Origin of the sequence: Delftia sp. RIT313 (genome assembly GCF_000632165.1) — a bacterium.
Taxonomy (GTDB): Bacteria; Pseudomonadota; Gammaproteobacteria; order Burkholderiales; family Burkholderiaceae_C; genus Comamonas; species Comamonas acidovorans.
Genome location: NZ_JFYT01000006.1, coordinates 1 through 5,892, shown reverse-complemented (window position 1 = coordinate 5,892; position 5,892 = coordinate 1). Strand labels below are relative to the sequence as shown.

Annotated in this window: 8 protein-coding genes and 1 pseudogene; all 9 read left to right on the top strand. The window is 68.8% G+C overall.

Annotated features, from left to right (window positions below; translation table 11 throughout):
- Positions 1–38: 38 nt before the first annotated feature.
- Positions 39–353, top strand: coding sequence for a 2Fe-2S iron-sulfur cluster-binding protein (locus BW39_RS02610; RefSeq protein ID WP_013803407.1), 315 nt, complete (start codon positions 39–41; stop codon positions 351–353).
- A 212-nt stretch (positions 354–565) separates the two neighbouring features.
- Entirely contained in the window at positions 566–1,687 is a 1,122-nt protein-coding gene (gene ribBA / locus BW39_RS02605; protein ID WP_013803408.1) for a bifunctional 3,4-dihydroxy-2-butanone-4-phosphate synthase/GTP cyclohydrolase II, read from the top strand.
- A 3-nt stretch (positions 1,688–1,690) separates the two neighbouring features.
- The gene (gene ribH, locus BW39_RS02600; protein ID WP_012204386.1) at positions 1,691–2,161 is read left to right on the top strand and encodes a 6,7-dimethyl-8-ribityllumazine synthase; all 471 of its coding nucleotides are present in this window, start codon (positions 1,691–1,693) and stop codon (positions 2,159–2,161) included.
- Positions 2,158–2,796 (top strand): transcription antitermination factor NusB, encoded by a 639-nt coding sequence (gene nusB / locus BW39_RS02595; RefSeq protein WP_043819560.1) that lies wholly within the window; start codon positions 2,158–2,160, stop codon positions 2,794–2,796. Before ribH ends, nusB begins: the two co-directional genes overlap by 4 nt.
- A gap of 104 nt (positions 2,797–2,900) precedes the next feature.
- The gene (locus BW39_RS02590; protein WP_034391536.1) at positions 2,901–4,085 is read left to right on the top strand and encodes a pyridoxal phosphate-dependent aminotransferase; all 1,185 of its coding nucleotides are present in this window, start codon (positions 2,901–2,903) and stop codon (positions 4,083–4,085) included.
- A gap of 12 nt (positions 4,086–4,097) precedes the next feature.
- Positions 4,098–4,514, top strand: coding sequence for a tol-pal system-associated acyl-CoA thioesterase (gene ybgC, locus BW39_RS02585; protein WP_016450455.1), 417 nt, complete (start codon positions 4,098–4,100; stop codon positions 4,512–4,514).
- Positions 4,511–5,215: a protein TolQ gene (tolQ, locus tag BW39_RS02580; RefSeq protein ID WP_012204382.1), complete on the top strand. Its 705-nt coding sequence runs from the start codon at positions 4,511–4,513 to the stop codon at positions 5,213–5,215. Before ybgC ends, tolQ begins: the two co-directional genes overlap by 4 nt.
- Before the next feature lie 30 nt (positions 5,216–5,245).
- On the top strand, positions 5,246–5,671 hold the full coding sequence (locus BW39_RS02575; protein ID WP_012204381.1) for an ExbD/TolR family protein: 426 nt from the start codon (positions 5,246–5,248) through the stop codon (positions 5,669–5,671).
- A gap of 24 nt (positions 5,672–5,695) precedes the next feature.
- A pseudogene (locus tag BW39_RS02570) lies at positions 5,696–5,892 on the top strand (cell envelope integrity protein TolA); the annotation flags it as partial.

Here is a 5,892-nt window from a genome sequence, read left to right as displayed (position 1 = left end):
CCGAATTGCTGATCCCCCCTGATTCCCCCTTGATAACCATGAGCCAGGACTCCCCCGCCTCCTCCCCTTTTGCCCCGCCCTTCTTCACCGCCCGCCTCACGCCCAGCGGCCTGCAGGTCGATGCCTGGGCCGACCAGCCGCTGCTGCACTCGCTGGAGCAGGGCGGCGTGGACTGGCCCAGTTCCTGCCGCAACGGCACCTGCCGCACCTGCATCGGGCAGTTGGTCTCGGGCAGCGTGCGCTACGAGATCGAATGGCCGGGCGTGACGCGCGAGGAACGGGCCGAGGGCTGCGTGCTGCCCTGCATCGCCTATCCCGAAGGCGATGTGGTGCTGCAGGACCCCGGCCCCTGAATCCGGCCAAAGCCCGCGCCGCCTGCGGCCGATGGCCGCTGGAATAGAATGTGCGCTTTCGCAAGGTCATTCCGGGTCATGCCGATTGCCGACAGCGGCTGCGCCGCGCCACACGTTCTTTGGAAGCCCACTTCTGACGCCTGCCAGGCCGAGGGAGCCGGCGCGTGTGCCGCGCCCCGTCCGCACGACCCGGCTCCTCCAGAAGGCACTCCATGAACAACTCCACGTCCCCCGTGCCCATCTCGCCGGTGGAAGACATCATTGCCGACATGCGCGCGGGCCGCATGGTCATCCTCGTCGATGAGGAAGACCGCGAGAACGAAGGCGACCTGGTGCTGGCCGCCGACCATGTCACCCCCGAGGCCATCAACTTCATGGCGCGCTTCGGCCGCGGCCTGATCTGCCTGACGCTCACGCGCGAGCGCTGCGAATACCTGAAGCTGCCGCCCATGGCAGCGCGCAACGGCACCGTGTACAGCACGGCCTTCACCGTCTCCATCGAAGCGGCCGAGGGCGTGACCACCGGCATCTCCGCCGCCGACCGCGCGCGCACCGTGCAGGCCGCCGTGGCCAAGGACTCCAAGCCCACGGACCTGGTCCAGCCCGGCCACATCTTCCCGCTGCAGGCCGTCGACGGCGGCGTGCTCATGCGCGCCGGCCATACCGAGGCTGGCTGCGACTTCGCCGCCCTGGCCGGCTGCAGCCCCGCCGCCGTGATCTGCGAGATCATGAAGGACGACGGCACCATGGCCCGCCTGCCCGACCTGCAGCTGTTCGCTGCCGAGCACGGCCTGAAGATCGGCACCATCGCCGACCTGATCCAGTACCGCAGCCGCAACGAATCCCTGCTCAGCAAGGTCGGCACGCGCCCGCTGCAGACGGCGCATGGCGAGTTCATCGCCCATGCCTTCCGCGACCTGCCCAGCCAATCCGTGCACCTGGCCCTGGTCAAGGGCCAGTGGGAAGCCGACACCCCCGTGCCCGTGCGCGTGCATGAGCCGCTGTCCGTGCTGGATGCGCTGGAGACCGGCCGCACCCTGCACTCCTGGAGCCTGGACTCCAGCCTCGAATACATCGCCCGCCAGGGCCACGGCGTGGCCGTGCTGCTCAACTGCGGCGAGACCGGCGACCAGCTGATGGCCCAGTTCGACGGCAGCGCCCGTGCCGCCCAGGCCCCCGAGCGCGGCCGCATGGACCTGCGCACCTATGGCGTGGGCGCGCAGATCCTGCGCGAATGCGGCGTGCAGCGCATGCAGCTCATGGGCCAGCCGCGCCGCCTGCCCAGCATGGCCGGCTACGGCCTCGAAATCAGCGGCTACATCCCCAAGGAATAAGAAATGTTGAACGCAGAAAAGGGCCAGGCCCAGAACCTCGACGGCGCGCAGCTGCGCGTCGGCATCGTCCAGGCCCGCTTCAATGAAAGCATCACCAACAGCCTGACCCAGGCCTGCCGCGAAGAGCTGCTGGCCCTGGGCGTGCAGGCCGGAAACATCGACCACGTCACCGTGCCCGGCGCCCTGGAAGTGCCCGTGGCGCTGCAGGCGATGGCCGAGTCCGACCGGTACGACGCCCTGGTGGCGCTGGGCTGCATCATCCGTGGGGAGACATACCACTTCGAGCTGGTGGCCAACGAATCGGGCGCGGGTGTCACGCGCCTGGCCCTGGACTACCAGCTGCCGATCGCCAACGCGATCATCACCACCGAGAACACGGAGCAGGCCATCGCGCGCCAGACCGAAAAGGGACGCGACGCGGCCCGGGTCGCCGTGGAGATGGCCAACCTGCTCCAAACCATAGCCCGAACATGAGCGACGAACAATCCACACCGGCCTCGGGCCGCCCTCCCCGCCAAAGCCGCGGCGGCCTGACCAGCACCGGCGCGCGCAAGGCCGCCTCCAAGTCCAACCGCAGCCGCGCGCGTGAATTCGCGCTGCAGGCGCTGTACCAGCACCTGGTGGGCGGCAACGACGTGGAGGCCATCGACCGCTTCACGCGCGACCTGTCCGGCTTTCACAAGGCCGACTCGGTGCACTACGACGCGCTGCTGCGCGGCTGCATCAACTCCCAGGTGGACCTGGACGCGCTGATCGCCCCCAAGCTGGACCGCACCATGGCCGAGATCTCGCCCATCGAGCACGCCAGCATGTGGATCGGCGTGTATGAATTCCAGCACTGCCCCGACGTGCCCTGGCGCGTGGTGCTCAACGAGTGCATCGAGCTGGCCAAGGAATTCGGCGGCACCGACGGCCACAAATACGTGAACGCCGTGCTCAATGGCCTGGCGCCCACGCTGCGCGCGGCCGAAGTCGAGCATGACCGTGCGGGCAAGGGCTCCGCGCCCGCGCAGCCCGCCGCCGCCAAGGCAGACACGGCCACCGACGCGGCAGCAGATGCCGCCACGGACGCAGCAGCAGACGACGCTGCCGACCAGGCCGCCGGCTGACGCCGCGCCTCGGGTCTTCGGGGCACAGGCCCCGCCGCATCCGGCCATCCATGGCCCGCCCGCGCCTGCCGGGCGCGGGCGCCTCTTCCAGGATTTCACCCGTCATGAAGTTTTCGACCCGCGCCGACCGCATTGAGCCCTTTTACGTGATGGAGATCGCCAAGGCGGCGCAGGAGATGGCGCGCGGCTGCGCGGACAGCGACACGCCGATGATCTTCCTGAACATCGGCGAGCCCGACTTCACCGCCCCCCCGCTGGTGCAGGAAGCCGCGGCCCGTGCCGTGCAGGATGGCGCCACGCAGTACACGCCGGCCCTGGGCCTGCCCCAGCTGCGCGAGCGCATCAGCCACTGGTATGCGCAGCGCTTCGGCGTGGATGTGCCGGCGCGGCGCATCGTGGTCACGGCCGGCGCCTCGGCCGCGCTGCAGCTGGCCTGCCTGGCGACCATCGACGCGGGCGACGAAATCCTCATGCCCGACCCCAGCTATCCCTGCAACCGCCACTTCGTGAGCGCAGCCGAAGGCCGGGCCGTGATGGTGCCGACCACGGCGGCCGAGCGCTACCAGCTGAGCGCCGACAAGGTCGAGGCCGCCTGGAACGAGCACACGCGCGGCGTGCTGCTGGCCTCGCCCTCCAATCCCACCGGCACCTCGATTGCGCCGGCCGAGCTGCGCCGCATCCTCGACGTGGTGCGCGCCCGGGGCGGGCTGACCATCATCGACGAGATCTACCTGGGCCTGTCGCATGACGACGCCTTCGGCCAGACCGCGCTGGCGCTGGGCGAGGACGTGATCAGCATCAACAGCTTCAGCAAGTACTTCAACATGACGGGCTGGCGCCTTGGCTGGATGGTGGTGCCCGAGGCCATGGTGCCCGTGGTCGAGCGCGTGGCGCAGAACCTCTTCATCTGCGCCAGCACCGTCTCGCAGCGCGCCGCCCTGGCCTGCTTCGAGCCCGAGTCCATTGCCGAGTACGAGCGCCGCCGCGCCGAATTCAAGGCCCGGCGCGACTTCTTCATCCCTGCGCTCGAGGCCCTGGGCCTGCCCGTGCCCGTGCAGCCCGACGGCGCCTTCTACGCCTGGGCCGACTGCCGTGCCGCTGCCGCCAGGCTCGGCGTCCAGGGCAGTTGGGACTTTGCCTACGCCGTCATGGAGCGCGCCCACCTGGCCATCACGCCGGGCCGCGACTTCGGCACGTTCGAGACCGCCGACTTCGTGCGCTTTTCCACGGCCAACTCCATGGAACAGCTGCAGGAGGCCGTGCGCCGACTGCAGCGCCTGCTGGCCTGAGGCCCGCCGCACATGGCCTTCGAATTTCCCATCCGCGTCTACTGGGAGGACACCGATGCCGGCGGCATCGTGTTCTATGCCAACTATCTGAAGTTCTTCGAGCGTGCCCGCACCGAGTGGCTGCGCGCCCTGGGCATAGGCCAGCAGCAGTTGCGGGAACAAACGGGCGGCATGTTTGTCGTAACCCAGGCCCAGCTGCAATACCTGCGGGCGGCCCGGCTCGATGACCAACTCCTTGTTACCGCCGAGCTGCAAAGCAGCGGGCGCGCTTCGCTGACAATACGGCAGCAGGCGCTGCTGGCATCCGCTGGCGATGGCAATGCGCCGCCGCCCCTGTTGTGCGAAGGCACGATCCGCATTGGATGGGTGGATGGCTCGACCATGCGCCCCGCAAGAATTCCGAACCGCATCCTGGAGCAACTCTCATGAACTCCCATGACATGTCCATACTCAGCCTCGTGCTGCAGGCCAGCTGGGTCGTGCAGCTGGTCATGCTGATCCTCGTGGGCGCCTCGGTGGCCAGCTGGGCCACCATCTTCCGCAAGTCGCAGACCTTGAAGCGCGTGCGCTCGCTCAACGATGGCTTCGAGCAGGACTTCTGGTCGGGCACCAGCCTCAACGATCTCTACGCCTCGGCCGCTCACCATGCCAAGCAGGGCGGCCCCATGGAACGCATCTTCGCCAGCGGCATGCGCGAGTACCAGAAGCTGCGCGAGCGCCGCATCGCCGATGTGAACCAGTTGATGGACGGCACGCGCCGCGCCATGCGCGCCAGCTTCCAGCGCGAGATGGACGAGGTCGAGTCGGGCCTGTCCTTCTTGGGCACCGTGGGCTCGGTCTCTCCCTACATCGGCCTGTTCGGCACCGTCTGGGGCGTGATGCACGCCTTCACCGGCTTTGCCAACATGGAGCAGATCACGCTGGCCACCGTGGCCCCCGGCATTGCCGAGGCGCTGGTGGCCACGGCCATGGGCCTGTTCGCCGCCATCCCGGCCGTCACGGCCTACAACCGCTATGCCCACCAGATCGACCGCGTGGCCAGCCAGCAGGAAACCTTCATCGAAGAGTTCTCCAATATCCTGCAGCGCAACGTGGGTGCGACCGGCTCCAGCACCCCGTCCGGCCATTGAAGTCGCTCAAAGCCAGCAAGGAGTGAGCACATGCCCGCAGTAGCCTCGCGCGGCGGCCGCAGCCGCCGCACCGTCAACGAGATCAACATGGTGCCCTTCATCGACGTGATGCTGGTGCTGCTCATCATCTTCATGGTGACGGCCCCCATGCTCACGCCGGGCTCCATCAACGTGCCCAGCGCCGGCAAGGCCGCGCGCACGCCCCCGAAGCGCGCCGACGTGATGATCGACAAGGACGGCGGCATCCGCATCAAGGCCGGCAGCACCGACAAGACCGTCACGCTCAAGGAGCTGGGCGCAGCCGCCAGGAGCTGGCAGGACCAGCAAAGCGACGACAGCGCCGTGCTGATTTCGGCGGACAAGAAGCTGCCCTTCGAGACCGTGATGGCCGCCATGTCGGCCCTGCAGTCGGCCGGCGTCAAGCGCGTGGCCTTCGGCGTCAAGTCCTCCCAGTAAGCAGCGCCGCCCGCCTTCGATCCCATGCCCAACCTGCAAGACCACGACCAGTTCGCACCGCCGCGCACGCGCGGCCGCACGCGCTCGTGGGCCCTGGCCGCGGCAGCGCACGGGCTGCTTGTGGCCGCCATGCTGTGGACCGTGCGCCCCCCGAAGCAGGCCGACGAGCCCATGGTCGAGGCCGAGTTCTGGTCCACGGCCGCGCCGGCCCCTGCCCTGCC